23 protein-coding genes are annotated in these 22,727 nt (G+C 73.2%); 9 read left to right on the plus strand and 14 right to left on the minus strand.

Annotation, left to right across the window (positions count from 1 at the left end; genetic code table 11):
* The first annotated feature begins 132 nt into the window (after nucleotides 1-132).
* Together GA0070213_RS14340 and GA0070213_RS14345 are read left to right on the plus strand one after the other, a co-directional pair.
* The gene (locus GA0070213_RS14340; RefSeq protein ID WP_091062913.1) at nucleotides 133-2,247 is read left to right on the plus strand and encodes a DEAD/DEAH box helicase; all 2,115 of its coding nucleotides are present in this window, start codon (nucleotides 133-135) and stop codon (nucleotides 2,245-2,247) included.
* 110 nt (nucleotides 2,248-2,357) lie between these two features.
* On the plus strand, nucleotides 2,358-2,978 hold the full coding sequence (locus GA0070213_RS14345; protein ID WP_091063226.1) for a putative glycolipid-binding domain-containing protein: 621 nt from the start codon (nucleotides 2,358-2,360) through the stop codon (nucleotides 2,976-2,978).
* Between the two features lie 4 nt (nucleotides 2,979-2,982).
* On the opposite strand, the gene cds1 is transcribed toward GA0070213_RS14345, so the two are convergent.
* From cds1 to GA0070213_RS14360, 3 genes are read right to left on the minus strand one after another with little or no spacing between them, the layout of a single operon-like run.
* Complete coding sequence (gene cds1 / locus GA0070213_RS14350; protein ID WP_091062916.1) at nucleotides 2,983-4,074, minus strand: L-cysteine desulfhydrase Cds1; 1,092 nt, start codon at nucleotides 4,072-4,074, stop codon at nucleotides 2,983-2,985.
* A 10-nt stretch (nucleotides 4,075-4,084) separates the two neighbouring features.
* Complete coding sequence (locus GA0070213_RS14355) at nucleotides 4,085-4,927, minus strand: SDR family NAD(P)-dependent oxidoreductase (RefSeq protein ID WP_091062917.1); 843 nt, start codon at nucleotides 4,925-4,927, stop codon at nucleotides 4,085-4,087.
* A gap of 38 nt (nucleotides 4,928-4,965) precedes the next feature.
* Nucleotides 4,966-5,424, minus strand: a complete 459-nt coding sequence (locus tag GA0070213_RS14360; protein ID WP_091062919.1) for an Lrp/AsnC family transcriptional regulator — start codon at nucleotides 5,422-5,424, stop codon at nucleotides 4,966-4,968.
* A 269-nt stretch (nucleotides 5,425-5,693) separates the two neighbouring features.
* Here GA0070213_RS14360 and GA0070213_RS14365 point away from each other — a divergent pair, with 269 nt between their 5' ends.
* Nucleotides 5,694-5,960 (plus strand): BldC family transcriptional regulator, encoded by a 267-nt coding sequence (locus GA0070213_RS14365; protein ID WP_013473529.1) that lies wholly within the window; start codon nucleotides 5,694-5,696, stop codon nucleotides 5,958-5,960.
* A 49-nt stretch (nucleotides 5,961-6,009) separates the two neighbouring features.
* On the opposite strand, the gene GA0070213_RS14370 is transcribed toward GA0070213_RS14365, so the two are convergent.
* Nucleotides 6,010-6,669, minus strand: coding sequence for a UbiX family flavin prenyltransferase (locus GA0070213_RS14370; RefSeq protein ID WP_091062921.1), 660 nt, complete (start codon nucleotides 6,667-6,669; stop codon nucleotides 6,010-6,012).
* A gap of 100 nt (nucleotides 6,670-6,769) precedes the next feature.
* On the opposite strand from GA0070213_RS14370, the gene GA0070213_RS14375 reads away from it, so the two are divergent.
* Nucleotides 6,770-7,735: a terpene synthase family protein gene (locus GA0070213_RS14375; protein ID WP_091062923.1), complete on the plus strand. Its 966-nt coding sequence runs from the start codon at nucleotides 6,770-6,772 to the stop codon at nucleotides 7,733-7,735.
* Between the two features lie 30 nt (nucleotides 7,736-7,765).
* On the opposite strand, the gene mqnP is transcribed toward GA0070213_RS14375, so the two are convergent.
* Nucleotides 7,766-8,668, minus strand: a complete 903-nt coding sequence (gene mqnP / locus GA0070213_RS14380; protein WP_091062925.1) for a menaquinone biosynthesis prenyltransferase MqnP — start codon at nucleotides 8,666-8,668, stop codon at nucleotides 7,766-7,768.
* On the minus strand, nucleotides 8,665-10,125 hold the full coding sequence (locus tag GA0070213_RS14385) for a menaquinone biosynthesis decarboxylase (RefSeq protein WP_091062927.1): 1,461 nt from the start codon (nucleotides 10,123-10,125) through the stop codon (nucleotides 8,665-8,667). Before GA0070213_RS14385 ends, mqnP begins: the two co-directional genes overlap by 4 nt.
* Nucleotides 10,126-10,234: 109 nt before the next feature.
* Here GA0070213_RS14385 and GA0070213_RS14390 point away from each other — a divergent pair, with 109 nt between their 5' ends.
* Nucleotides 10,235-11,104, plus strand: coding sequence for an alpha/beta fold hydrolase (locus tag GA0070213_RS14390; RefSeq protein WP_091062929.1), 870 nt, complete (start codon nucleotides 10,235-10,237; stop codon nucleotides 11,102-11,104).
* A gap of 8 nt (nucleotides 11,105-11,112) precedes the next feature.
* Here GA0070213_RS14390 and GA0070213_RS14395 read toward each other — a convergent pair whose 3' ends face one another.
* Complete coding sequence (locus GA0070213_RS14395) at nucleotides 11,113-11,667, minus strand: carboxymuconolactone decarboxylase family protein (protein ID WP_091062931.1); 555 nt, start codon at nucleotides 11,665-11,667, stop codon at nucleotides 11,113-11,115.
* A gap of 63 nt (nucleotides 11,668-11,730) precedes the next feature.
* Between GA0070213_RS14395 and GA0070213_RS14400 the strand changes: the two genes are divergently transcribed.
* A complete protein-coding gene (locus GA0070213_RS14400; RefSeq protein WP_091062932.1) occupies nucleotides 11,731-12,201 on the plus strand; it encodes a MarR family winged helix-turn-helix transcriptional regulator in 471 nt (156 codons plus the stop codon).
* 57 nt (nucleotides 12,202-12,258) lie between these two features.
* Here the strand turns inward: GA0070213_RS14400 and GA0070213_RS14405 are convergent, their stop codons facing one another.
* A complete protein-coding gene (locus tag GA0070213_RS14405) occupies nucleotides 12,259-13,458 on the minus strand; it encodes a pectate lyase (protein WP_091062934.1) in 1,200 nt (399 codons plus the stop codon).
* Between the two features lie 108 nt (nucleotides 13,459-13,566).
* Between GA0070213_RS14405 and GA0070213_RS14410 the strand changes: the two genes are divergently transcribed.
* The 3 genes from GA0070213_RS14410 (at nucleotide 13,567) to GA0070213_RS14420 (ending at nucleotide 16,701) form a co-directional block, all read left to right on the plus strand.
* Nucleotides 13,567-13,776, plus strand: coding sequence for a hypothetical protein (locus GA0070213_RS14410; RefSeq protein WP_091062936.1), 210 nt, complete (start codon nucleotides 13,567-13,569; stop codon nucleotides 13,774-13,776).
* Between the two features lie 50 nt (nucleotides 13,777-13,826).
* Nucleotides 13,827-15,170 carry a hypothetical protein gene (locus GA0070213_RS14415; protein ID WP_091062938.1) on the plus strand — a complete coding sequence of 448 codons (1,344 nt, stop codon included), beginning with the start codon at nucleotides 13,827-13,829 and terminating at the stop codon, nucleotides 15,168-15,170.
* 166 nt (nucleotides 15,171-15,336) lie between these two features.
* Nucleotides 15,337-16,701, plus strand: coding sequence for a CBM96 family carbohydrate-binding protein (locus GA0070213_RS14420; RefSeq protein WP_091062940.1), 1,365 nt, complete (start codon nucleotides 15,337-15,339; stop codon nucleotides 16,699-16,701).
* 3 nt (nucleotides 16,702-16,704) lie between these two features.
* Here GA0070213_RS14420 and ccsB read toward each other — a convergent pair whose 3' ends face one another.
* The 6 genes from ccsB to hemL are packed head-to-tail and all read right to left on the minus strand — an operon-like array spanning nucleotide 16,705 to nucleotide 22,718.
* Entirely contained in the window at nucleotides 16,705-17,679 is a 975-nt protein-coding gene (gene ccsB / locus GA0070213_RS14425) for a c-type cytochrome biogenesis protein CcsB (RefSeq protein ID WP_091062942.1), read from the minus strand.
* Nucleotides 17,679-19,298, minus strand: coding sequence for a cytochrome c biogenesis protein ResB (gene resB / locus GA0070213_RS14430; protein WP_091062944.1), 1,620 nt, complete (start codon nucleotides 19,296-19,298; stop codon nucleotides 17,679-17,681). The genes ccsB and resB overlap by 1 nt, the downstream gene beginning before the upstream one ends.
* Nucleotides 19,298-20,152: a cytochrome c biogenesis CcdA family protein gene (locus tag GA0070213_RS14435; protein WP_091062946.1), complete on the minus strand. Its 855-nt coding sequence runs from the start codon at nucleotides 20,150-20,152 to the stop codon at nucleotides 19,298-19,300. Before GA0070213_RS14435 ends, resB begins: the two co-directional genes overlap by 1 nt.
* Nucleotides 20,152-20,730 (minus strand): TlpA family protein disulfide reductase, encoded by a 579-nt coding sequence (locus GA0070213_RS14440; RefSeq protein ID WP_091062949.1) that lies wholly within the window; start codon nucleotides 20,728-20,730, stop codon nucleotides 20,152-20,154. Before GA0070213_RS14440 ends, GA0070213_RS14435 begins: the two co-directional genes overlap by 1 nt.
* On the minus strand, nucleotides 20,730-21,377 hold the full coding sequence (locus GA0070213_RS14445) for a histidine phosphatase family protein (RefSeq protein WP_091062951.1): 648 nt from the start codon (nucleotides 21,375-21,377) through the stop codon (nucleotides 20,730-20,732). The genes GA0070213_RS14440 and GA0070213_RS14445 overlap by 1 nt, the downstream gene beginning before the upstream one ends.
* A gap of 3 nt (nucleotides 21,378-21,380) precedes the next feature.
* Nucleotides 21,381-22,718 (minus strand): glutamate-1-semialdehyde 2,1-aminomutase, encoded by a 1,338-nt coding sequence (gene hemL, locus GA0070213_RS14450; protein ID WP_091062953.1) that lies wholly within the window; start codon nucleotides 22,716-22,718, stop codon nucleotides 21,381-21,383.
* Between the last annotated feature and the right edge of the window lie 9 nt (nucleotides 22,719-22,727).

The raw sequence follows: 22,727 nt of genomic DNA on the forward strand, positions 1-22,727 counted from the left end.
GCCGTACACTTGTCGGGATCACTGACCCGGCGCGCCGACTGCGCGCCCTTGGGCGATCTTGCGGGCGATTCGACGGCGTAACGGTGCCGCGGCGGGCCATCGCGAAGATGCGCCCCGCTCGAAAGGCATTTCTTGACCACCTTCGCTGCCTCCGGCACGTCCCCGTCCGTCGACCCGACCACCGACACCGTCGACCCGACCATCGACACCACCGACTTCGCCTCGCTCGGCCTGCCCCGGCCGCTGGTCGAGGCGCTCACCCGGCAGGGCATCACCACTCCGTTCGAGATCCAGCGGGCCACCGTGCCGGACGCGCTCGCCGGCCGTGACGTGCTCGGCCGGGGCCAGACCGGCTCGGGCAAGACGCTCGCCTTCGGCCTCCCGGTGATCGGCCGGTTGGCCGACCGCAACCGGGCCCGGCCGCTGCACCCCCGCGCCCTGATCCTGGTTCCCACCCGTGAGCTGGCCATGCAGGTCAACGACGCGCTGGTGCCGCTCGGCAAGTCGGTCGGCATCTTCCTGAAGACCGCGGTCGGCGGCGTGCCGTACGACCGGCAGATCGACGCGCTGCGCCGGGGCGTGGAGATCGTGGTGGCCACCCCGGGGCGGCTCGGCGACCTCATCGCGCGTGGCGTCTGCCGGCTCGACGACGTCGAGGTCACCGTGCTGGACGAGGCCGACCAGATGGCCGACATGGGCTTCCTGCCCGAGGTCACCGAGCTGCTGGCGAAGACGCCGGCGGACGCCCAGCGACTGCTCTTCTCGGCCACTCTGGACAACGACGTCGACACGTTGGTCAAGCGGTTCATGACCGACCCGGTCACCCACTCGACCGCGCCGGCGACGGCCGCCGTGTCCACCATGGACCACCACCTGCTGCTGATCCCGCCGCACGACAAGTTCGCGGTCACCGCGTCCATCGCCGCCCGGGACGGCCGCACCATGGTGTTCGCCCGTACGCAGCTCGGCGTCGACCGGCTGGTCGAGCAGCTCACCGCCGTCGGCGTCCGGGCCGGTGGCCTGCACGGCGGCAAGACCCAGCGGATGCGCACCAAGACGCTTGCCGAGTTCCGCGAGGGACGGATGAACGTGCTGGTCGCCACCGACGTGGCGGCCCGCGGCATCCACGTCGACGGGGTCTCGCTGGTGCTGCACGTGGACCCGCCGAAGGACCCGAAGGACTATCTGCACCGGGCCGGCCGCACCGCCCGGGCCGGCGAGTCGGGTGCGGTGGCGACGCTGGTCCTGCCGAAGCAGCGCCGGACCACGCTGGCCATGCTGGAGAAGGCGGGCGTCGAGCCGTCCCAGGCGCGGGTCCGCGCCGGCGACGAGGCGCTGACCGAGCTGACCGGCGCGCGCGAGCCGAGCGGCGTGCCGGTCCGCGAGGAGCCGGAGCAACGCCGTGGCGGTCCGCGCCGCTTCGGCGACCGGGACGGCCGCGGCTTCGACCGTGGTGGCCGGAGCTTCGACGGCCGCGGCGAGCGGAGCTTCCGCGACCGGCCGACCGGCGAGCGCGGCGGCTTCCGCGACCGGCCCACCGGCGAGCGCGGCGGCTTCCGCGACCGGCCCACCGGCGAGCGCGGCGGCTACCGCGACCGCCCGACCGGCGAGCGCGGCGGCTACGGCGACCGTCCGGCGGGCGAGCGGCGCTTCGGCGACCGGCCCACCGGGGAGCGCGGCCACGGCGACCGGTTCGGCGGCGAGCGTCGCTTCGAGCGGCCCGAGGCCCGCGACGACAGGCGCTTCGGCGAGCGTCGCTCCGACGACCGGGGTGACCGGTTCGGCGGGCGCCCGGCCGGTGACAGGCGTTTCGGCGAGCGCGCGGAGCACGGCCGGCCCGGTGGCGACCGGTCGTTCGACCGGAACCGCCCGGCGGGCGAGCGCGGCTACGACCGGGACGCCCGGCGACAGGACGACCGGCCGACCGGCGGGCGCGGCTTCGGCGAGCGCCGGCCCGACGACCGCCCGCACGGCGAGCGGCGCTTCGGCGACCGCGACGGCCAGGGCGAGCGGCGCTTCGGCGACCGCGACGACCGGGGCGAGCGCGGGTTCACCGACCGGGACGGTCAGGGCGAGCGCCGCTTCGGCGACCGGGACGGCCGGGGCGACCGGCGGTTCGGCGACCGGGGCGACTTCCGTCCGGCGGAGCGCCGGGGCGGGTTCCGCTCCGAGGGGCGGGGCCGGGACGACCGGCCGCGCGACGACCGGCGCGGTTTCGGCGGGCGCCCGCCGGCCCGTACCCACTGATCCGGGGCTGCCGGGGAACATCTGGACGAACGCCGCCGTCGAGCACCCGCTCGACGGCGGCGTTCGCGCATTCGCTGCCGGTGGCCGCCGGCTCGCGTAACGTCCGGTCCATGCCGAAGTCGCTCTTCTGGACCAGGACCGACACCGCCGGCTCCGAGCACGTGGTGCTCGACGACCGCGAGGGGCTGACCGCGCAGGGCGTGGCGCTGGCGGTCGACCCGATCCCCTACACCTGCCGGTACCGGCTGACCATCGCGCGGGACTGGTCGACGAACCGGTTGGAGGTGGAGGCGGACGGCGCCGGCTGGGCGCGGAGCGTACGCCTGGAGCGGGGCCGGGACGGGTGGCGCGTGCGTACCGGTGAGGAGGGTGACCTGGACGCGGCGCTGCGTGCGGCCGGGCACCCACCGGCGGGCCTGCCCGGCACGGACGACCCGGAGCGGCTGGCCGAGGCGCTCGACGTCGATCTGGGCGGCTCCCCGCTGACCAACACGCTGCCGATCCGCCGGATCGGGCTGGGCCGGCTCCCGGCCGACCTCGCCACCAGCGTGACGGTCGCCTGGGTGCTGCTGCCGGGCCTGACCGTGGTGCCGTCCGAGCAGGTCTACACCTCGCTCGGCCCGGGCCGGGTCCGCTTCGCCAGCGGCACCTTCAGCGCCGAGCTTCAGGTCGACCCGGACGGCTTCGTGGTGCGGTACCCGGGTCTCGCCGAGCGGGCCGACCCCCGTTGAGCGCTCAGCCCGGCCAGGCGCCGTCGGTCAGGAAGCGGTCGACGGCGGCGCGGTGCGGGGCGAGGTCGAGGCCCTGCGCGGCCACCCATTCGTCCGAATAGTAGGTGTCGGCGTAGCGGTCGCCCGGGTCGCAGATGAGCGTGACCACCGAACCGGTGCGGCCGGCGGCGCGCATCTCCGCGATCAGGCCGAACGCGCCCCAGAGGTTGGTGCCGGTGGAGCCGCCCACCCGGCGGCCGAGCACGGCCGAGCCGGCCCGCATCGCGGCCAGCGACGCGGCGTCCGGCACCTGGACCATCCGGTCCACCACGCTGGGCAGGAAGGACGGCTCGACGCCGGGCCGGCCGATGCCCTCGATGCGGGAGCCACGGTCGGTGCGGACCGACCAGTCGCCGGCCTGCCAGGCCGGATAGAACGCGGAGTTCTCCGGGTCCACCACGCACAGCTTGGTGGGCAGCCGGCGGTAGCGGGCGTACCGGCCGATGGTGGCGCTGGTGCCGCCGGTGCCGGCGCCCACCACCACCCAGGCGGGCACCGGGTGCCGTTCCAGCGCGAGCTGGGCGTAGATCGACTCGGCGATGTTGTTGTTGCCCCGCCAGTCGGTGGCCCGCTCGGCGTAGGTGAACTGGTCCATGTAGTGGCCGCCGGTGTCCTCGGCCAACCAGCGCGCCTCGATCACCACCTTGGCCGGGTCCTCGACGAGGTGGCAGCGCCCGCCCTGGAACTCGATCTGGGCGATCTTCTCCGGTGAGGTGGAGGCGGGCATGACCGCGATGAACGGCAGCCCGAGCATCCGGGCGAAGTAGGCCTCGCTGACCGCCGTCGACCCGGACGACGCCTCGACGACAGTGGTGTCGCGGCCGATCCAGCCGTTGCACAGCCCGTAGAGGAACAGCGACCGGGCCAGCCGGTGCTTGAGCGAGCCGGTCGGGTGCACCGACTCGTCCTTGAGGTAGAGGTCGATCCCCCACGCCCGGGGCAGCGGGAAGGGCAGCAGGTGGGTGTCGGCGGAGCGGTTGGCGTCCGCCTCGACCGTGGCGATCGCCTCGGTCAGCCAGCGCCGGCCGGCCTCGTCACACCGGTCGAGATGAGTCACGCCGGCAACGTTACAAGCGAGGTGGGCTCGCGTCCGGCCGGACCCGGCGCGCCTGCCGGCGCTGCCCGGCCCGACCGGCGGCGCGCACCACCGGGGTCAGGGCCAGGGCGAGGCGGGGGTACGCGTCGAGCAGCCGCACCTGCGCGCCGCGCCAGCGCGGCAGGCTGACCACCGGGCGGGGTCGGCGGGCCAGCCGTACCGCCCGGGCGGCGACCCGCTCCGGCGTGAGCAGCGACCCGGTGAAGGAGGCCAGCGCGCCGGGGTCGTCGAGCTTGTCGTGCAGCATCGGCGTCCAGATCCCGTCCGGGCACAGGCACGACACGTGTACGCCTCGGACGCCGGCCATCCGCAGGTCGGTCAGGGTGCCGAGGCTGAACGCCAGCAGGGCGTGCTTGCTGGCGGCGTAGACGGTCTCGCCGGGCGCCGCGATCAGCCCGGCCAGCGAGACGACGTTGAGCACGTGCCCCCGGCCCTGCTCCCGCATGACCGCCACGGCGGCGAGCGTGCCGTTCATCGCGCCGAGCGCGTTGACCTCCACCACCCGGCGGCGGGTCGGCGCGTCGTGCCCCCAGGAGGGGCCGGTGACCAGGATGCCGGCGTTGTTCACCCAGAGCCCGAGCCCGCCCGGCGCGCCGGCCGCCTCGGCGGCCACCGCGGCGCAGGCGGCGTCGTCGCGTACGTCGAGGGGCCGGGACCAGCCGCCCAGCGGCCCGGCGGCGTCGGCCGCCGCCGCGGCGTCGACGTCGGTCAGCAGCACCCGCCACCCGTCGGCGTGCAGCGCGGCGGCGAGCGCGCGGCCCAGTCCGCCGGCCGCCCCGGTCACCACGGCGGCACCCCGCCCCGAGGTCGTCATCGGGGCACGCTAACCGCCCGCACCGTCGGCGGCCAGGGTCAGGCGGTCGGAAGTTCGAGCGGCTGGGGGCGGTTCTCCCACTTGGTCGACAGGGCGATGCCGGTGCGGGTGGAGGCCACCCCCGGGGTGCGGTTCAGCCGCACGATCAGCTGCTCCAGCTCGGCGATGGTGCCCACCCGCGCCTTGAGCAGGAACGACTCGACGCCGGCCATGAAATAGCAGGACTCGATCTCGGGGATCTGGCGGAACGCCTCCAGCACGTCGTCGGTGTCCGCGTCGGAGTTCTCCACGATGCCGATCAGGGCGGTGACCCCGAGCCCGACGGCCTCCGGTTCGACCTCGGCCCGGTAGGCGCGGATCACCCCACCGGACTCCAGCTTGCCGACCCGCTCGTGCACGGCCGGCGCGGAGAGGCCGACCTGCCGGGCCAGCTCGGCGTAGGACAGGCGGGCGTTTCCGCGCAGCAGCTCCACGAGGCTCAGGTCGATCGTGTCCACGGAGAGTGACCCTATCGGTTTGGGCGTGACCGGGCGTGGTCGGCACCCGTTGAACATGACGTCACGTCGCCATTCACAAACGCGCGGTCACGGGGGTTCTACGCCGGTACCATTTACTAACTTTCCCACTGTGTGCGTTTTTCGCGTTTGGCGGACACGCCCGATCGCTGGTGCTGTAATTGCCATACGTCCCTCATGACGGCTCTGGGCTCGCACCGGCCGGGGGCAGTGTGTTCAGCCGGGGGCTTCGTCGACGCGAGGAGGGGGCTGTGGACACTGGAGATCGCCTGCTGACACCGGGTGAGGTCGCTGCGCTGTTTCGGGTTGACCCGAAGACCGTGACCAGATGGGCAGCGGCCGGCCGGATCGGCAGCATCCGGACTCCAGGCGGGCATCGCCGGTTTCGGGAATCCGAGGTGCGGGCCCTGCTTGAGGGGGAGGGCATGCTGGACGAGGCGGAGGACATGGGCAAGGCACGCAACATGGGCCCGACCGCCTCGACCGGCCCCGGCCCGGCGAACGCCGGCATGTACTGACGCGAGCGGGGCGCGGTCCGGCCGGTGGGTCGGGTCGCGCCCCGGCCGGTCACGAGCCGTCCGGTCCGGCCGGTTCGGCGTCCCGGCGGGCTGCGGCCAGCTCACCTGACCAGCGTCGGAACAGCGTGTGCGGGACGCCGAGCGCGTCGAGCACCTTGCCGGCCACGAAGTCGACCAACTGCGGGGCGGAGGCCGTCGCCCCGGCACCGTAGAAGCCCGGGCTGGCGGGCAGGACCACCGCGCCGGCGTCGTGCAGGGCGATGAGGTGCTCCAGGTGGCTGCGCGTCACCGGGGTCTCCCGGGGCACCACCACGACCGGCCGGCGTTCCTTCAGGTTCACCTCGGCGGCGCGTTGCAGCAGGTCCTTGGAGAGTCCGATGGCGATGCCGGCGCAGGCCGCGGTGCTGGCCGGCACGACCGCCATGCCGCGTACCGGGTAGGAGCCGCTGCTCGGGCCGGCCGCCAGGTCACCGGCGGGCCAGTGCCGCAGGTCCGCCCCGGCCAGGTCCCGGTCGAGCCAGGCGGCCAGGTCGTCGGCCCAGTGCGCGTCCCGGAAGGGCCGGCCGGTCTCGTCGAGGACGGTCAGCCGGGCCGCCCGGGAGACGATCAGGTCCACCGCCTGGCCGGCGTCGAGCAGGCCCCGGACGACCGCCGCCGCGTACGGGGTCCCGGAAGCGCCGGAGACGCCGACCACCCATGGTTCGCGCATACGTCAAGCCTGCCAGGCCAAATGTCCGACGGGTCGACGGGGCTTCCCGCGACATGGGATTCTTCTGTCCGGCGATCCCCCTCCACGGAAGGGCCCGGTGATGACGGCTGCGGTGCTGCGGGAGCTGCGCTCCGACTGTCCCGTCCCGCCCCGGCTCTCCCCGTACGCCGACGAGGCGCAGGCCTGGCTGGTCGGCCGGCTCGACCGGCTCGGCCTGCCGCTGGATCCGGCGACGCGCAGCCGGCTGGCCCGGGCCGGCTTCGCCCGGTACGCCGGCCGGCTCTACCCGGACGCCACCGAACCCGACCTGCGGGTGCTGGCCGCGCTGTTCACCTGGTTCTTCCTGGTCGACGACGCCTGTGACGGCCCGGACCGGCTGACCCCGGCGCAGATCCGCGCGCTGCGCGACGGCGCGCTGGCGCTGCTCCGCGACGGCCCTCGGGCCCGCCACACCGGCTTCTCCGGCCCGCTGCGCCGGCTGCTGGTGCAGGCGTGGCGGGAGCCGCGCCGGCGGATGCCGGCCCGCTGGCGGCTGCGTTTCGCCGACGCCGTCGCCGACCACCTGGACGGCGTGGCCCGGGAGGCGGCCGCCACCTCGGCCGGCCGGCCGCCCGGCGTCGCCGAGTACGTGCGGCTGCGCCGGGCCACCTCGGCGGCGTACGTGTCGTACCCGCTGATCGAGTTCGCCGCCGGCCGGCCGCTGCCCGACGCGGTCTACCACCACCCGGCGCTGCGCCGCCACGCCGACCTCGCCAACGACCTGCTCTCCTGGTTCAACGACATCGCGTCGCTGGAACGCGACCTGGTCACCGGCGGCGGGCACAACCTGGTGCTCGCGGTGGCCGGTGAGCGGGGCGTGCCGCTGCCGGCCGCGGTGGACCTGGTGGCCGGGCACTGGCGGGCCGAGATGAGCCGCTTCATGGCGCTGCGCGCGGCGGTGCCGTCGTTCGGCCCGGCGCTGGACGAGGCGGTCACCGCCCACCTCGACGGGGTGGCCGCCGCGGTCCGCGGCACTGTCGACTGGACGCTGGAGAGCGCCCGCTACCCGGCCGCCGCGACGCCCTGACCGGCCGGCGGGCTCGGCGGGCCGACCGGTCTAGGGCCGCAGCCCGAGCCGGACCACCAGGTCGAGCAGGGCGAGCAGGAACAACGCGATGCCGACGAACCCGTTGGCGGTGAAGAACGCCCGGTTGACCTTGCTCAGGTCGGTGGGGCTGACCACCACGTGCTGGTAGGCGAAGGCGACAGCGGTGAGCACCAGCCCGATCCACCAGAGCCAACCGAAGCCGACCAGCGCGCCGAACCAGATGAACAGCGCGAACGTCACCACGTGCGCGGCCGTGGAGGCGTGCAGCGCGAAGCGCCGGCCGTAGCGGGCCGGGACGCTGCGCACGCCGATCTCCCGGTCGATCTCCGAGTCCTGACAGGCGTAGATCAGGTCGAAGCCGCCGATCCAGAGGCCGACCGCGGCGCCGAGCAGCCACGCCGGGCCGGAACCGGCGAACGTGCCGGTGACCGCCAGCCAGGCGCCGACCGGGCCGACCGCCTGGGCGACCGCGAGGATGGCGTGCGGCCAGTCGGTGAACCGCTTGCCGTACGGGTAGACCACCAGCGGCACCACGGCCAGCGGGGCGAGCGCCAGGCAGAGCGGGTTGAGCAGGGCGGCGGCGGCCAGGAAGACCACCAGCGCGACGGCCGCGCCGGTCCAGGCCGTACGCACGCTCACCGCCCCGGTGACCAGTTCCCGGTTCGCGGTACGCGGATTCCGGGCGTCGATCCGCCGGTCCAGGATCCGGTTGGCGGCCATCGCGAACGTCCGCGCGCCGACCATCGCCACGGTGATCAGCAGCAGGTCGCCCCAGCGCACCCGCCCGCCGTTCACCTGCATGGCGGTCAACGCCGACAGGTACGCGAACGGCAGCGCGAACACCGAGTGCTCGATCGCGACGAGCTTGAGGAAGGACGTGACCCGGCCGGGTCGCTCCGCCACCGCGGTCATCGGATTCCGTACTCCTGCCAGCGCTTGTCGACCAGGGAGACCACCTCGGGAGACATCCGCATCTCCTCCGGCCAGCCTCGGGTGTAACCCTCGGTGGGCAGCTTGCGGGTGGCGTCCACGCCGGCCTTGCCGCCCCAGAACTGCTGGTACGAGGCGTGGTCCAGGTGGTCCACCGGGCCTTCGGTGAGGAGCAGGTCGCGGGCGTAGTCGACGTTGCCGAAGGCGCGGAACGCGACCTCGTTGTAGTCGTGCACGTCGCAGTCCTCGTCGACGATCACGATCAGCTTGGTCAGCGACATCATGTGCGCGCCCCAGATCGCGTTCATCACCTTCTGCGCGTGCTTCGGGTAGCGCTTGCGGATCGACACGATGGCGCAGTTGTGGAAGACGCCGGCGGCGGGCAGGTCGTAGTCGACGATGTCCGGGATCAGGAACCGCAGCAGCGGCGCGAAGATCCGCTCGGTGGCCTTGCCGAGGCCGTGGTCCTCCTGCGGCGGCTGGGACGTGACGATCGAGTGGTAGACCGGGTCCCGCTGGGTGGTCATGGCCTCGATGTGCAGCACCGGGAACGGCTCGACCGGTGTGTAGAAGCCGGTGTGGTCACCGAACGGCCCCTCGGGCAGCCGCTCACCCGGCTCCAGGTAGCCCTCCAGCACGACCTGGGCGTGCGCCGGCACCTGCAACGGGACGGTCAGGCAGTCGACCATCTCGACCCGCTCGCCGCGCAGGAAGCCGGCGAACAGGTATTCGTCGATGTCGGCGGGGAGCGGCGCGCTGGCGGCGTACGCGACCGCCGGGTCGGCGCCGATGGCGACCGCCACCGGCAGCCGCTGGCCGAGCCGCTCGGCGACCGCGTGGTGCGCGGTGGAGTTCTTGTGGATCTGCCAGTGCATGCCGAGCGTGTTGCGGCCGTGCTGCTGGAGCCGGTAGAGGCCGAGGTTGCGCTTGCCGGTCTCCGGGTGCTTGGTGTGGGTCAGCCCGAAGTTGTGGAAGATCCCGCCGTCGCCCGGCCAGACCTGGAGCCCGGGCAGCCGGTTCAGGTCGACGTCGTCACCTCGGTAGACCACCTGCTGGCAGGGGGCGGTCCGCACCTTCTTCGGCGGCATGGACTTGAGTTGCATGACCTTGCCGAGCCCGCCCATCATGCCGGCGAAGCCCTGCGGCAGCTCCGGCTTGAGCATCTCGCCGATCCGCTCGCCGATCTCGTCGAGCCGCTCGACGCCGAGCGCCATGGCCATCCGCTTCTCGGTGCCGAACAGGTTGACCGCGACCGGCATCTCGCCCCGGGTGGGCCGCTCGAAGAGCAGGGCCGGGCCGCCGGCGCGGACCGTGCGGGTGACCACCTCGCTCATCTCCAGCGTGGGGTCGACCGGGACGCCGACCCGGCGCAGCTCGCCCGCGCGCTCCAGGGCCGCGAGGAAGTCCTTCAGATCGTCGTACGGGAACCCACGCGCCATACCCCCATCCTCCCCCACCCCCCTGAGGTGCAAGGCGGGGCCCCTTGTTAACGCATTCGGTAGAGGCGGGGGCCCCGCTTAACACCCCGGCGGCCGGGTAGTCGGCCGCATGGGTGACGAGCGGGTGCCGGCGGGGTTCACCGAGCACCGGGCCGCGGCGGGCGACGTGGAGATCAACTATGTCCGAGGTGGCCGGGGGCCCGCTCTGGTGCTGCTGCACGGGTATCCCCAGTGCTGGCGGATGTGGCGGCATCTGCTGCCGGAGCTGGCCCGGTCGTACGAGGTGATCGCCCCGGACCTGCGCGGCTTCGGCGACAGCGACGCCCCGCCCGACGGGTACGACAAGAGGACGGTCGCCGCCGACCTGCACCGGCTGCTGACCGGCCTCGGCCTGGCCGAGGAGATCCGGCTGGTCGGCCACGACCTCGGCACCATGGTCGCGTACGCCTACGCCGCGGCCCATCCCGACTCCGTCGCCCGGCTGGTGCTCAGCGAGGCGCCGATTCCCGACGAGAGCATCTACGCGATCCCCGCGCTGACCGAAGCTGGCCCGGCGGTGTGGAACTTCGGTTTCTTCAACGTCCCGAACGGCCTGCCCGAGCAGCTCGTCGCCGGCCGGGAGGCGCTCTGGGTCGACCGGTTCACCGACTCGATCATGGTGAACAAGGGCAGCCTGACTCCGGACGACATCGAGGAGTACGCGGGCCACCTGCGCGACGAGGCGCACCTGCGGGCCAGCTTCGGCTATTTCCGGGCGTTCGGGCGGGACGTCGCGGACAACGTGGCGTACCGCGGCACGAAGCTGCCGATGCCGGTGCTCGCCGTCGGCGCGCAGGCCAGCCTGGGCGGGCAGGTGGCGGAGCAGGTCCGCCGCTATGCCGACTCGGTGACCGGTGCGGTGGTCGAGGACTGCGGCCACTGGCTCTTCGAGGAGCAGCCGGCGAAGCTCGCCGCCCTGCTGCTGCCGTTCCTGCGCTGAGGCCCGGCTCAGGAAGCCGGCGTCCAGGCGTACTCCTGGAGGGGTTTCTCGAGCGGCGCGGCGGTGAGCCGGTTCGCGAACGTGGAGATGGTGTACGTGCCGACGCCGAGCACCACGTCGAGCGCGTGCCGCGGCTGCCAGCCGGCGGCGAGGAGCGCGTCCATCTCGGGGTCGGGGACCGCGCCCCGGTGGTCGAGGACGGCGACGGTGAACCGGCGCAGCGCCTCCAGCCGGGGCTCGGGCAACGACTCGCCGGCCCGCAGCGCGTCGATCAGTTCGGGAGCGGCGCCGTCGCGGGTGAGCGTCGCGGTGTGCATGGCCACGCAGAGGTGGCACCCGTTGCGGGTGGCCACGGTCAGCACGACCACCTCCCGGGCGACCGGGTCGAGGTCGGTGGCCTCGAAGGCGGCGTTCGCGGCGAGGAAGCCCTTGAGCAGCTCGGGTGAACCGGCCATCAGACCGACCGCGGCGGGCAGGTGACCCAGCTTGCGGTGGACGCCGGCCATGACGGGCCGCGCGGCGGCGGGCGCGGTCTGCAGGTCGTACGCGGTGAAGCGGGACATCTCGCGTCCCCTCTCGTAAGATAGTCAACGTGGTTGACCAAATAGTAAACGTGGTTGTCGAAGATGGCAACGCCTGACCGCCCCGGCTTCGCGCTGCCGCTGCTGCTGCTGGCCGGCTTCCGCACGCTCATCGACGACCTGCACGCCGAGCTGGCCCGGCAGGGTCACGCCGAGCTGCGCCCCGCGCACGGCTTCGTCCTCCAGGCGGTGGGCCCGGCCGGCACCACCGCCTCCGACCTCGGGCAACGCCTCGGCGTCTCGAAGCAGGCCGCCGGGAAGACGGTGGACCGGCTGGTCGCGCTCGGCTACCTGGAACGCGTGGACGACCCCGTCGACGCGCGCCGCAAGCTGGTCCGGATGACCGCCCGGGGCCACGACGGGCTGCGCCGCTCCGCGATCGTCTTCGACGAGTTACGCGACAGTTGGGCGGCCACGCTCGGCGCCGACCGGGTCGCGGCCATCGAGGACGACCTGCGCCGGATGGTCCCGGCCGACGTTTTCCACCTCGACGTCCCCGGCTGGTTCGGCGGGTGAACCTCAGCCGTCGAAGGGGCACCCACCGGGCGGTGGGTGCCCCTTCGGTGAACCCGACTACCGGAAGATGACGTCGCTTCTGTTGACCTTGCAGTTGGCGTCGTTCCAACCCTCACCGAGATAGCTCGGTTCACTGCCCTTGGCCACACCCTTGTACTTGCCGCAGATAACGGCCGAGCCGACCACGACCACGCGAGTGATCGTCGCGGTGTCGTTCCAGTTGCTGTTGATGCCGGCGAGCATGTCGATGTCGTCGACGAGGACGTTGTCGATGCGCACGTGGCGGGTGTACGAGGTGGAGCAGTTGCCGCAGGCGCGGTACAGCTTGCCGGTCCCCTTGAGGTAGAAGCCGGAGATGTTGACCGTGCCGTTGCCGTTGTGCTGGAAGGTCTTGTCGCTGCCGCTGCGCGCGCCGCCACCGATGACGTAGGAGGTGCCGCCGTTGGTCTGCTTGAAGGTGGCGGCGTCCTCACCGATGTCGTTCCACCACACGTTGCGGAGCGTGCAGGTGCCCTCGCAGTGCACGCCGTCACCGGCGGGCGAACCGAGGATGACGTTCTGCAGCGTGCCACCGTTGGCGACCTTGAAGATCGGGTCCTGCGACTCACCCTGCCCACCGTCACCCATGCAGCAGTAGGTCTTCATCCCGCCGTCGAAGGTTCCGGAGACGTTGACCGTGCTGGAGATGTTCACCGAGCCGGCCGACGACGGCCACGCACCGGTCGGCGTGCCCGGGTTGCCGGTCGGGCCGGACGTCGGGCCGCCGGTGGGGCCACTGGTCGGGGTCGACCCGCCGCCGGAGTACGTCTCGAACTCGGCGATCCGCGGGGTGCCGGACGCGCTGGTGATGACGAAGGAGATCTTCTTCAGCGACGTCGAGGAGAAGGTGATGGTGCTCGGGGCGCTGCCGCCGCTGGCCAGGACGGAGCCGGTGTCGAAGTTCTTGAGCTGCCAGCCGCTGATCGAGCCGCCGCCCGAGGCCGGCACGATGACGGCCGAGGACACCGTGGTGGCGCTGCCCCACTTGACCGAGATCGTGCCGGTCGAGCCGCTCGGCGACCAGTAGGTGCCGGCGTTGCCGTCGATGACGTTGCCGTAGCTGGTACCGCTGGCCTTGCTGGAGCCGTCGGCGCCGGCGCCGAGGCTCAGGTTCGTGGCGGCCGAGGCACTGGGCATCTGCAACGCCAGCGCGACCACGGCACCCGCGACCACGGTGGCGCCGCCGGCCAGCCACCGCGTGGCGACTTTGCGTCTCATCCGGTTTCACCTTTCGAGCGTGCGTACGATGGGTGAGAAAGCGCTTTCAGTTAACCATAGACACACGTCGATGAAACGGCAAGGACGCACGTCCGCCATCATGGGCGGATGGACGACGCATACGTGGTGGGCGACCCCGACGGCCTCAGCCCACTCCAGATCCGGATCCGCGACGCGGTGGCCCGCGAACTGCACGCCCAGTTCGCACTGCGGGCCGACCGCCTCGACCTGGCCGACCTGCCCGAGGTCGCCTACCAGATCACCAGGCGCGTGGACGAGGTGCTGAGCGGGCTCACCGACGTCACACGCTCCTCATAGGATCTCCCTCGCCGGCCACTCGGGTCGGCTCCCCTTCCGCAAGGAGCTCGATGAGACGTCTGCGCGTTTCGGCCGGCGCGGCGGCGCTCGCCGCCCTGGGTCTGATCGCGGCACTGCCCGCACCGGCCGCCGCCGACCCCGGCCCCGGCTGGGTCGGCGGCTGGCTCGGCGACACCACCGTCGGCGGTCCGACCGCACCCGCCCGCACCGCGGCCCTCTCGCTCAGCAGCGACGCCGACGCGGTCCACCCGCGCGTCACCGTCGACCTGAGCGGCCTGGGCGGCGTCGCCACCGCCACGTTCCCGGCCTGGTGCGACCGCGCGGGAGCGACGGTGACCTGCCCGATGCCCCCCGACGCCACCACCGACGAGTTCGGCGGCGTCAACGGCACGGTGCCGATCGTGCTGCGCGCGGTGGCCGACGCCAGCGACGGCGTCGCCGGCACCATCGGCTGGACGGCACTGGCCGACGGCCTCGACGGCGAGGCCCAGCAGGCGACCGTCACGGTGCGCACCGGGCCGGCCACCGCCGATCTCGTCGACGCGTACGTCGGCGGCGCCGGCACCGGCGACCGGCTCGCCGTGCCGGTGACCCTGATCAGCATCGGAGACCGGCCGGTGACCGGGCTGAGGGCGACGTTCCGCTTCCCGGTCGGCCTGGAGCCGACGGCCTACCGCAACTGCCGCTACGGCACCGGCGGCCAGCTCAGCACGATCGTGGTCTGCCACTTCGGCCGGGAGTTGATGCCGGGCCGGCGCTACGAGGTGCCCGGCGGCTTCCCCGCCACCGTCGGCCCGGCCGCGATCGGTGACAAGCGGATCATCCAGACCGTGGCACCCGAGGCCACCGCCGGCCCGCTCCCCGAGGGCGTGAAACTGCGGCACCGCCCGGCCGACGCGGCGCTGCGGCTGCGCCCGGTCGGCGGCCCGGTCGACGTCCTCGGCACCGACCAGCAGTCCGAGTCCGGCCAGTACTACCTCCGGGCCGTCCGGGGCGCGTTCGACGTGGTCGCGGTCGGTGCGTCCGTCTCCGGGGCGCCGGGCGAGACGGTCCGGGTCCGTGTGGGCCTGCGCAACGACGGGCCCGGGGTGCCGGACGGCACCGTCTCCGGTGACAGCGGCGGCCGCTTCGTCTTTACCCCGCCCGCCGGGACGGTGGTGACGAATGGGGAGCGCTGCTCCAGCGCCGGGGACGAGGAGGACCCGGACGCGCCGGTCTCCTGGTACTGCACCGTGCCGGACGGCGTCTTCCCGGCCGGCGCCAGCTACCTCGTCGACTTCGACCTGCGGGTCGACGGCCCGCTCGGCGCCCCCGGCTCGGTCACCGTGCCGTACGCCTACCCCCGGCCCGACGACGAGCCGGCGAACGACACCGCAGCGGTCACCGTGAGCTGAGCGCGTGGGGCACGACCGCGGGGAGCGGTCGTGCCCCACGCCGTCACCAGATCTCCACCTGCGGTGACGACTGTGTCACGCTCCGCATCGTCCACTGGGTTTCCGCGACGAGGCGGCACGGTCTGCCCGGACGGCACGAGCGCGAGGCCGCCGGAACGGAGATCCCATGAAACGGCACGCTCTCCACGCCGGGCTGGCCGCCCTGACGCTCATCGCCGGGCTGCTCACCGCCGCGCCACCGGCGGCGGCAGCCACCACCACCTTCCCGTTTGCCGCCACCGCAGACAGCTACGTCAGCTCGTCCAGCCCGAACGCCAACTTCAACGGCACCAACTCGCTCGCCGTGGGCGCCGCCCCGACCCGGATCTCCTACCTGCAGTTCACCGTCACCCGGCTGGTCGACCCGGTCTCCACCGCCCGCCTCCGGCTGCACGTCCAGAACACCGCCAACGCCCCCAGCCCGAACGGCGGCACCGCGCAGGAAGCCGGCACGGGCTGGTCGGAGAGCACCCTGACGTACGCGAACCGGCCGGCACCCGTCGGCGCGCCGCTCGCCTCGCTCGCCACCGTGCGCGCCAACACCTGGTACGAGCTGGATGTCACCAGCGCCGTCACCGGGAACGGCCTGGTCGCGTTCGCGCTCTCCTCCACCAACCCGGACGGCGCCTTCTACGACAGCCGGGAGTCCGGCACCTACGCGCCGATGCTGGTCATCACCACCGGTCCACCGCAGACCGGGGACAACGTGCTGCTCAACGCCGGTGACATCTCCGCGTGCAGCACCACCGGCGCGACGCAGACCGCGCAGATCGTCGCCCGCGAGCCCGGCACCGTGATGGCCGGCGGCGACCTGACCGACAGCGGCACGGCCGCCCAGCTCGCCGACTGCTACGACCCGACCTGGGGCCAGTTCAAGGACCGCACCAAGCCGATCCTCGGCAACCACGACTACATCTCGTCCACCACGGCGAAGCCCACCTTCGACTACTTCGGCGCGGTACTGCCGCCCGGGAAGGGCTACTACTCGTTCGACAAGGCCGGCTGGCACATCGTGGTGCTCAACACCAACTGCTCCCGCGTGGGCGGCTGCCAGGCCGGCTCACCCCAGGAGAAGTGGCTGCGGGCCGACCTCGCCGCGCACCCGAACCGCTGCACCCTCGCGCAGTACCACCACCCGCTGTTCAGCTCCGGCGGCCGTGAGTCGTCGGCGGTCCGGCCGCTGTTCCAGGCGCTCTACGACGCCGGCGCCGAGATCGTCATCAACGGCCACAACCACCAGTACGAACGCTTCGCCCCGCAGAATCCGGCCGGCGTCGCCGAACCCGACCGGGGAATCCGGGAGTGGGTGGTCGGCACCGGGGGCCGCCCGCTGATGAGCACGTTCCCCGCCCCGGCCGCCAACAGCCAGGTCAAGAACGGCACCACGTTCGGGGTGCTCAAGCTGACGCTCTCCACCAACGCCTACTCCTGGCAGTTCCTCCCGGTGGCCGGCAAGACGTTCACCGACTCCGGGACGGGCACCTGCCACTGAGGCTCAGACGCCGGCGTACGAGTGCAGGCCGGTGAAGAAGAAGTTGACGCCGAACAGGTTCATCAGCACGGTCAGGAAGCCGACGACCGCGATCCAGGTGGCCACGCTGCGCTTCACGCTCGGCGTGGCCCTCGCGTGCAGGTAGCCCGCGTAGACCACCCAGGAGATGAACGCCCAGGTCTCCTTGGGGTCCCAGCCCCAGGCGCGACCCCAGGCCGCCTCGGCCCAGATCGCCCCGGCGATCACCGCGAACGTGAAGATCGGGAAGGCGAAGGCGTGCAGCGTGAACGTCAACCGCTCCAGCCCGGCCGCCGCCGGCAGCCGGCGGGCCAGGGTGTACGGGAAGCTGCGCCGCCCCTGCTCCCAGCCGGCCCGCATCAGGTAGGCGGCGGCCGGCACCACGCCCAGCAGGAAGATGCCGGAGGAGAAGATGATCGTCGACACGTGGATGATGAACCAGTACGACTGCAGCGCCGGCATCAGCGGCACGACCTGCACGTAGAGCTTCAGCTCGGCGAACGCGAGCAGCAGCACCATGACGAGGGTCAGGAACAGCCCGAGCCGGCGCAGCGACGGCTGCTTCCAGAGCACCACGAGCCAGGCGGCCGCCCCGATCCAGGTGACCGTCAGCACGAACTCGTACATGTTGCCCCAGGGCATCCGCTCCGCGGCGATGCCCCGGGTGACCACCGCGCCCAGGTGCAGCGCGGCGCCCAGCACGGTCAGCCAGGCGGCGATCCGCCCGGCCAGCACGGCCCGCCCGGTGGAGCGGTCGGGCCGCTCCGGCACCGACGGGGTGGCCGGCTCGTCGACCGACCCACCGGCGCCCCCGACGCCCGCGCCGACCAGCTCCCGGGCCGGGGCCGCGACCGCCACCTTCCGGGCGTTGCCCAGCGCGAACTCCACGGCATGGCTGATCATCGCGACCAGGTACGTCAGGATCGCGAACGTGACCAGCTGGTCGGAGAGTGCGGACATCACTCGTCTCCTTCTCGCGCCCGCCGCCGGTCCGGCGCGTCGCCGCTGACCGCGGCGACGAGCTGCGCGAACTCGTCGGCGAACCCTGGATGCTCGGTGCGCGGCAGCCCACCGGCCTCCACCAAGCTACTACCGCTCGTCGGAGATCCACCCTCGGGGGGCGAAACCCGGAACCAGACCCGGCGGCGGCGGGCGAACAGCGAGCCCATCAGGCCCAGCAACAGCGTGCCGCTGGCCACCAGCAGGAGCGTCTGCCCGGGTGCGTGCCGCACGGCGAGCGTGACGTACGGGCGGGTGCCGACGAACTCCAGCGTGCTGCCGTCGTCCAGGGTCCACGTCTCGCCGGGCCGGAGCAGCTTGGTGCCGACCTGCTTGAGCTTGCCGTTGTCGACCTGCCGCTGGTCGAGCTGGTAGACCGAACCGGGGATGCCGGCGTCGAGCCCCAGGTTGCCCCGGTAGGCGGTCAGGTTCAGCGCCGGGTTCCGCTCGGCCGGGAACTGCGACGCGACGTACGGCGGCTGGTCCCCGACGGTGGGCAGGTAGAGCCCGTCGAAGGCGACCTGCTGGTCCGCGGCCCGCCGGCCGGTCTTCGGGTCGACGTTCGCGTCCGGGAAGAGGGCCACGCCCTCCTCGGTCGCGTTCGGGTCGCCGGTGCGCAGGAACGGGTCGTCGCTGGTCTGGCTCTTGCCGTAGCGGTCGGTGTACTTCAGCACCGGCGCGTAGCCGTTGCCGAGCAGGTAGACGTTGGCGCCGTCGAGCCGCAACGGCGAGTTGACCGAGAAGCCGGCGGTCCGGGGCGTGTCGCCCGGCGAGTCCACGCTCACCGTGGCCCAGAAGCGGGACGCCTGCCCGGAGTCGAGGTAGTCGGCCTCGAACTTCTCCAGCGTGAGGCAGAACGGGGGCAGGTCGGCGCTGTCCACGCGCGGGCCGAGCGACGCCTCGGCGTACTGCTGACGGGTGTTGCAGAACGCGTTGTCCGCGCCGGCGACCAGGATCCGGTTGCCGTGCCAGCCGTACCAGGAACCGGCCGCGACGCCGAGCAGGACGGCGATCAGCGACGTGTGGAACAGCAGGTTGCCGGTCTCCTTGAGGTAGCCCTTCTCGGCGGAGACCTCGTTGCCCCGGACGGCGACCCGCCAGCGGCGGCGACGCAGCACCGCCGCGATCGCCGCCGGGTCGGCGGCGGCCGGGGCCTCCAGCGCGGCGTGCTGCGGCAGCCGGTCCAGCCGCTTCGGCGCGGCCGGCGGCCGCATCCGCAGCGCCCGGACGTGATCCCGGGTACGGGGCAGGATGCAGCCGATCAGCGAGGTGAACAGCAGCAGGTAGATCGCGGAGAACCAGACCGAGCCGAAGACCGCGAACGCGCCGATCTGGTCCAGCCGGGGCGCCAGGTCCGGGTGGTCGACGAACCACTGGTCGACCTTCTCCGGGTTGACCCCGCGCTGCGGCAGCACCGAGCCGGGGATGGCGGCGACCGCGAGCAGGAACAGCAGGATCAGCGCGGTACGCATGCTGGTGAGCTGCCGCCACGAGTTGCGCAGCAGGGCCAGCACCGGGTTGACCCGGCGGCGGGGCGCCTCGGCCGGCGGGGTGGTCGGCCGGTCGTCCACGGTCGTCATCAGATGCTCACCTCGCCCACGCCCACGTGCGTCTGCAACCAGATCACCACGTTCTGCCAGCCGCCGGTGACCAGCGCCAGGCCGATCAGGATCAGCAGGGCGCCGCCGACGCGGGTGACCCAGCGGCTGTTGCGCCGGACGGCGCGGAACACCCCGAGCAGGCGCTGGAAGCCCAGCCCGAAGACGACGAAGGGTAGCCCCAGCCCGAGGCAGTACGCCACGGCGAGCACCACGGCCCGGCCGGCGCTGCCCTCGGTGGCGGCCAGGCCGAGCACCGCACCGAGCGTGGGCCCGGTGCACGGCAGCCAACTCAGCGCGAAGACCGCGCCGAGCACCGGCGCGCCGAGCAGCCCGGCCGACGGCAGCCACCGGATGCGGAGTTCGCGCTGCATGCCGGGGATCACGCCGAGGTAGCCGAGCCCGAGCACCACCACCAGCGCGCCGATGACGATCTCCAGCGTGCGCTCGTAGCGGAAGAAGAGCCGCCCGACGCTGGAGAAGAGGATCGCGGTGGACACGAAGACGGCGGTGAAGCCGGCGATGAACAGCAGCGTGCCGGCGAGCACCCGCCCCTTGACGGCGGCCGTGGTCCGCGCCGGCGCCCGCTCCGCCACACCCACGCCACCACTGCCGGTGTTAACCGGGGCCCCTTCCTCTACCGGAGGCGTTAAGCGGGGGCCCCTCCTTGCACCCTCCAGGTCGGCGCCGGCCAGGCCGGTGACGTAGGACAGGTAGCCGGGCATCAGGGGGAGCACGCACGGGGAGAGGAAGCTCACCAGGCCGGCCAGCGCCGCCGCGCCCACCGCGAACAGCAACGGCCCGGACGAGGCGAGTCGGGCGAACGTCTCACCCATCAGCGGGAGCCGTTCGGCGCCGGTTTCTCGGCGGCGATCTTCGCCACGATCGGCCGCAGCTCGTCCTGGGTGACCGCACGGCGGATCACCACGGCGACCCGGCCGTCCCGGTCGAGCACCACGGTCGCCGGGGTGGAGTTCGGCGGGATGTCGAAGTTGAGCGCCTGCCGGCTGGACGGGTCGAAGAGGCTCGGGTAGGTGACCCCGTAGCTCTCCTCGAACGCGGTCGCCTTGTCCTTGCTGTCCTGCACGTTGATGCCGAGGAACGTCACGCCGTCGCCCTTGGTGGCCTGGTAGGTGCCCTCCAGGTCGTCCGCCTCGGCCCGGCAGGGCGCGCACCAGGAGCCCCAGAAGTTGACCACGACGACCTGGCCGCGGTCGCGGGCGATGTCGTAGCTGCCGCCGGTGAGCAGCTCACCGCTCACCTTGGGCGTGGTGGACCGCTGGTCCGGCGCGCAGGTCACGGTGAGACCGTCGGCGGCGCACCGGCTCTCCTCACTGCCGGAGGTGCAGCCGGCCAGCGCCGTACCGGCGGTGACGGCGGCGAGGAGGGCGGCGGCGAGCCTCCGGGTGAGCATCAGGCCCCCTTGGCCGTCCGGGCGGTCGGCGAGATCGCGATCAGGTGGGCCGCCGGCTCGGAGTAGCCGATACCGGCGATCTTGGCGCCGTCGAAGTGGAACGAGGTGAGGCTGGCCAGGCCGCACTGGCGGCGACGCGGGTCGTGCCAGAGCCGCTTGCGCTCGACGTGCCGGCGCAGCGTCCAGATCGGGAGCTGGTGCGAGACGAGCACCGCCTCGCGCCCCTCGGCGGCGACCCGGGCGGCGTGCAGCGCGGCGAACATCCGCTCGGCGATCACCTGGTAGGCCTCGCCCCAGGACGGGGTGACCGGGTCGCGCAGCACCCACCAGTTGCGCGGGTCGCGGAACGAGCCGTCGCCCGGCGAGACCTTCTTGCCCTCGAACCAGTTCGCGCTCTCGATCAGCCGCTCGTCGACGCCGACGGAGAGGCCGAACTGGGCCGCGATCGGCTCGGCGGTCTGCTGGGCGCGCTCCAGCGGGCTGGCCACCACGTGCACGACGGTGCGTTCGGCGAGCGCCTGGGCGGCCGCCTTGGCCATCTGCACGCCCAGCTCGGAGAGGCGGAACCCGGGCAGGCGTCCGTAGAGGATGCCGTCCGGGTTGTACACCTCGCCGTGCCGCAGCACGTGCACCACCGTCTCCGCCATCAGTTACCCCCCGTGTCCGGCCGCTGCCGCCGCCCGCGCCGCCACCGGCAGGGCGGCGGCGATCTGCTCCCACGCGGCGTCGTCGATCGCCGCGGAGACGAACCACGACTCGAACGCGCTCGGCGGCAGGTAGACGCCGGCGGCGAGCATCGCGTGGAAGAACGCCTTGAACGCCGGCACCTGCTGGGTGCGGGCGCTGTCGTAGTCGCGCACGTCGGCGTCGGTGAAGAAGATCGAGAACATGTTGCCCGCGGTGGAGAGGCGGTGCGGCACGCCGGCCGCGGACAGCGCCTCGGTGGCGAGCTTGCCCAGCGCGGCGGACGTCTCGTCGAGTCGCCGGTAGAGCGCGTCGTCGGCCAGCCGCAGCGTGGCCAGCCCGGCCGCGCAGGCCAGCGGGTTACCGGAGAGCGTGCCGGCCTGATAGACCGGGCCGGCCGGGGCCAGCCTCGCCATGATCTCCGCGCGCCCGCCGAACGCCGCGGCGGGCAGGCCGCCACCCATGACCTTCCCGTACGTCCACAGGTCGGCGTCGGAGGGGTCGAGGCCGTGCCAGCCGGCGCGGGAGACCCGGAACCCGGTCATCACCTCGTCGACGATGAGCAGCGCGCCGTGCGCGTGCGCGATCCGGGCGAGGTCGGCGTTGAAGCCGTCCCGGGGGGCGATCACGCCCATGTTGCCGGCCGCCGCCTCGGTGATGATCGCGGCGAGGTTCGGGCCCTCGGCGGCGAACGCCGCCTCGACCGCCCGCAGGTCGTTGTAGGGCAGCACGATCGTGTCGCCGGCCGCCGCGCCGGTCACTCCGGGCGAGTCGGGCAGGCCGAACGTGGCCACGCCGGAGCCGGCGGCGGCGAGCAGCGCGTCCGAGTGGCCGTGGTAACAACCGGCGAACTTGATGATCTTGGAGCGGCCGGTGAAGCCGCGGGCCAGCCGGATCGCCGACATGGTCGCCTCGGTGCCGGAGTTGACCAGGCGCACCTGCTCCACCGGCGTCCGCGCGACGATCTCCTCGGCCAGGTCGACCTCACCGGGGGTCGGCGTGCCGAAGCTGGTGCCCAGCGTGGCGGCCTCGCGCAGCGCCTCCACCACGGCCGGGTGGGCGTGGCCGAGGATCAGCGGCCCCCAGGAGCAGACCAGGTCGACGTAGCGGCGGCCGTCGGCGTCGAAGAGCCAGGGCCCCTCGCCCCGGACCATGAAGCGCGGGGTGCCGCCGACGGCGCGGAACGCGCGCACGGGGGAGTTCACCCCGCCGGGCACGAGGGCCTTGGCGCGGTCGAACAGGGCCTCGGAGGCCGGAGCATCAGCCGGGTAGCGGCCGGATCCGGCGGAAAGAGTCTCGGTCACGATGCCGCC

Source organism: Micromonospora humi (assembly GCF_900090105.1).
Classification (GTDB): Bacteria; Actinomycetota; Actinomycetes; order Mycobacteriales; family Micromonosporaceae; genus Micromonospora; species Micromonospora humi.

Bases quoted from the DNA above. Each gene is read 5' to 3' on its own strand.
- GA0070213_RS14390 (WP_091062929.1), top strand. From the start codon at position 10,235: ATGGGTGACGAGCGGGTGCCGGCGGGGTTCACCGAGCACCGGGCCGCG.
- mqnP (WP_091062925.1), bottom strand. From the start codon at position 8,668: ATGACCGCGGTGGCGGAGCGACCCGGCCGGGTCACGTCCTTCCTCAAG.
- GA0070213_RS14435 (WP_091062946.1), bottom strand. From the start codon at position 20,152: ATGGGTGAGACGTTCGCCCGACTCGCCTCGTCCGGGCCGTTGCTGTTC.
- resB (WP_091062944.1), bottom strand. From the start codon at position 19,298: ATGACGACCGTGGACGACCGGCCGACCACCCCGCCGGCCGAGGCGCCC.
- GA0070213_RS14345 (WP_091063226.1), top strand. From the start codon at position 2,358: ATGCCGAAGTCGCTCTTCTGGACCAGGACCGACACCGCCGGCTCCGAG.
- GA0070213_RS14405 (WP_091062934.1), bottom strand. From the start codon at position 13,458: ATGAGACGCAAAGTCGCCACGCGGTGGCTGGCCGGCGGCGCCACCGTG.
- GA0070213_RS14395 (WP_091062931.1), bottom strand. From the start codon at position 11,667: ATGTCCCGCTTCACCGCGTACGACCTGCAGACCGCGCCCGCCGCCGCG.
- GA0070213_RS14370 (WP_091062921.1), bottom strand. From the start codon at position 6,669: ATGCGCGAACCATGGGTGGTCGGCGTCTCCGGCGCTTCCGGGACCCCG.
- GA0070213_RS14375 (WP_091062923.1), top strand. From the start codon at position 6,770: ATGACGGCTGCGGTGCTGCGGGAGCTGCGCTCCGACTGTCCCGTCCCG.
- GA0070213_RS14385 (WP_091062927.1), bottom strand. From the start codon at position 10,125: ATGGCGCGTGGGTTCCCGTACGACGATCTGAAGGACTTCCTCGCGGCC.
- GA0070213_RS14400 (WP_091062932.1), top strand. From the start codon at position 11,731: ATGGCAACGCCTGACCGCCCCGGCTTCGCGCTGCCGCTGCTGCTGCTG.
- GA0070213_RS14445 (WP_091062951.1), bottom strand. From the start codon at position 21,377: ATGGCGGAGACGGTGGTGCACGTGCTGCGGCACGGCGAGGTGTACAAC.
- GA0070213_RS14415 (WP_091062938.1), top strand. From the start codon at position 13,827: ATGAGACGTCTGCGCGTTTCGGCCGGCGCGGCGGCGCTCGCCGCCCTG.
- GA0070213_RS14440 (WP_091062949.1), bottom strand. From the start codon at position 20,730: ATGCTCACCCGGAGGCTCGCCGCCGCCCTCCTCGCCGCCGTCACCGCC.
- GA0070213_RS14420 (WP_091062940.1), top strand. From the start codon at position 15,337: ATGAAACGGCACGCTCTCCACGCCGGGCTGGCCGCCCTGACGCTCATC.
- ccsB (WP_091062942.1), bottom strand. From the start codon at position 17,679: ATGTCCGCACTCTCCGACCAGCTGGTCACGTTCGCGATCCTGACGTAC.
- GA0070213_RS14355 (WP_091062917.1), bottom strand. From the start codon at position 4,927: ATGACGACCTCGGGGCGGGGTGCCGCCGTGGTGACCGGGGCGGCCGGC.
- GA0070213_RS14410 (WP_091062936.1), top strand. From the start codon at position 13,567: ATGGACGACGCATACGTGGTGGGCGACCCCGACGGCCTCAGCCCACTC.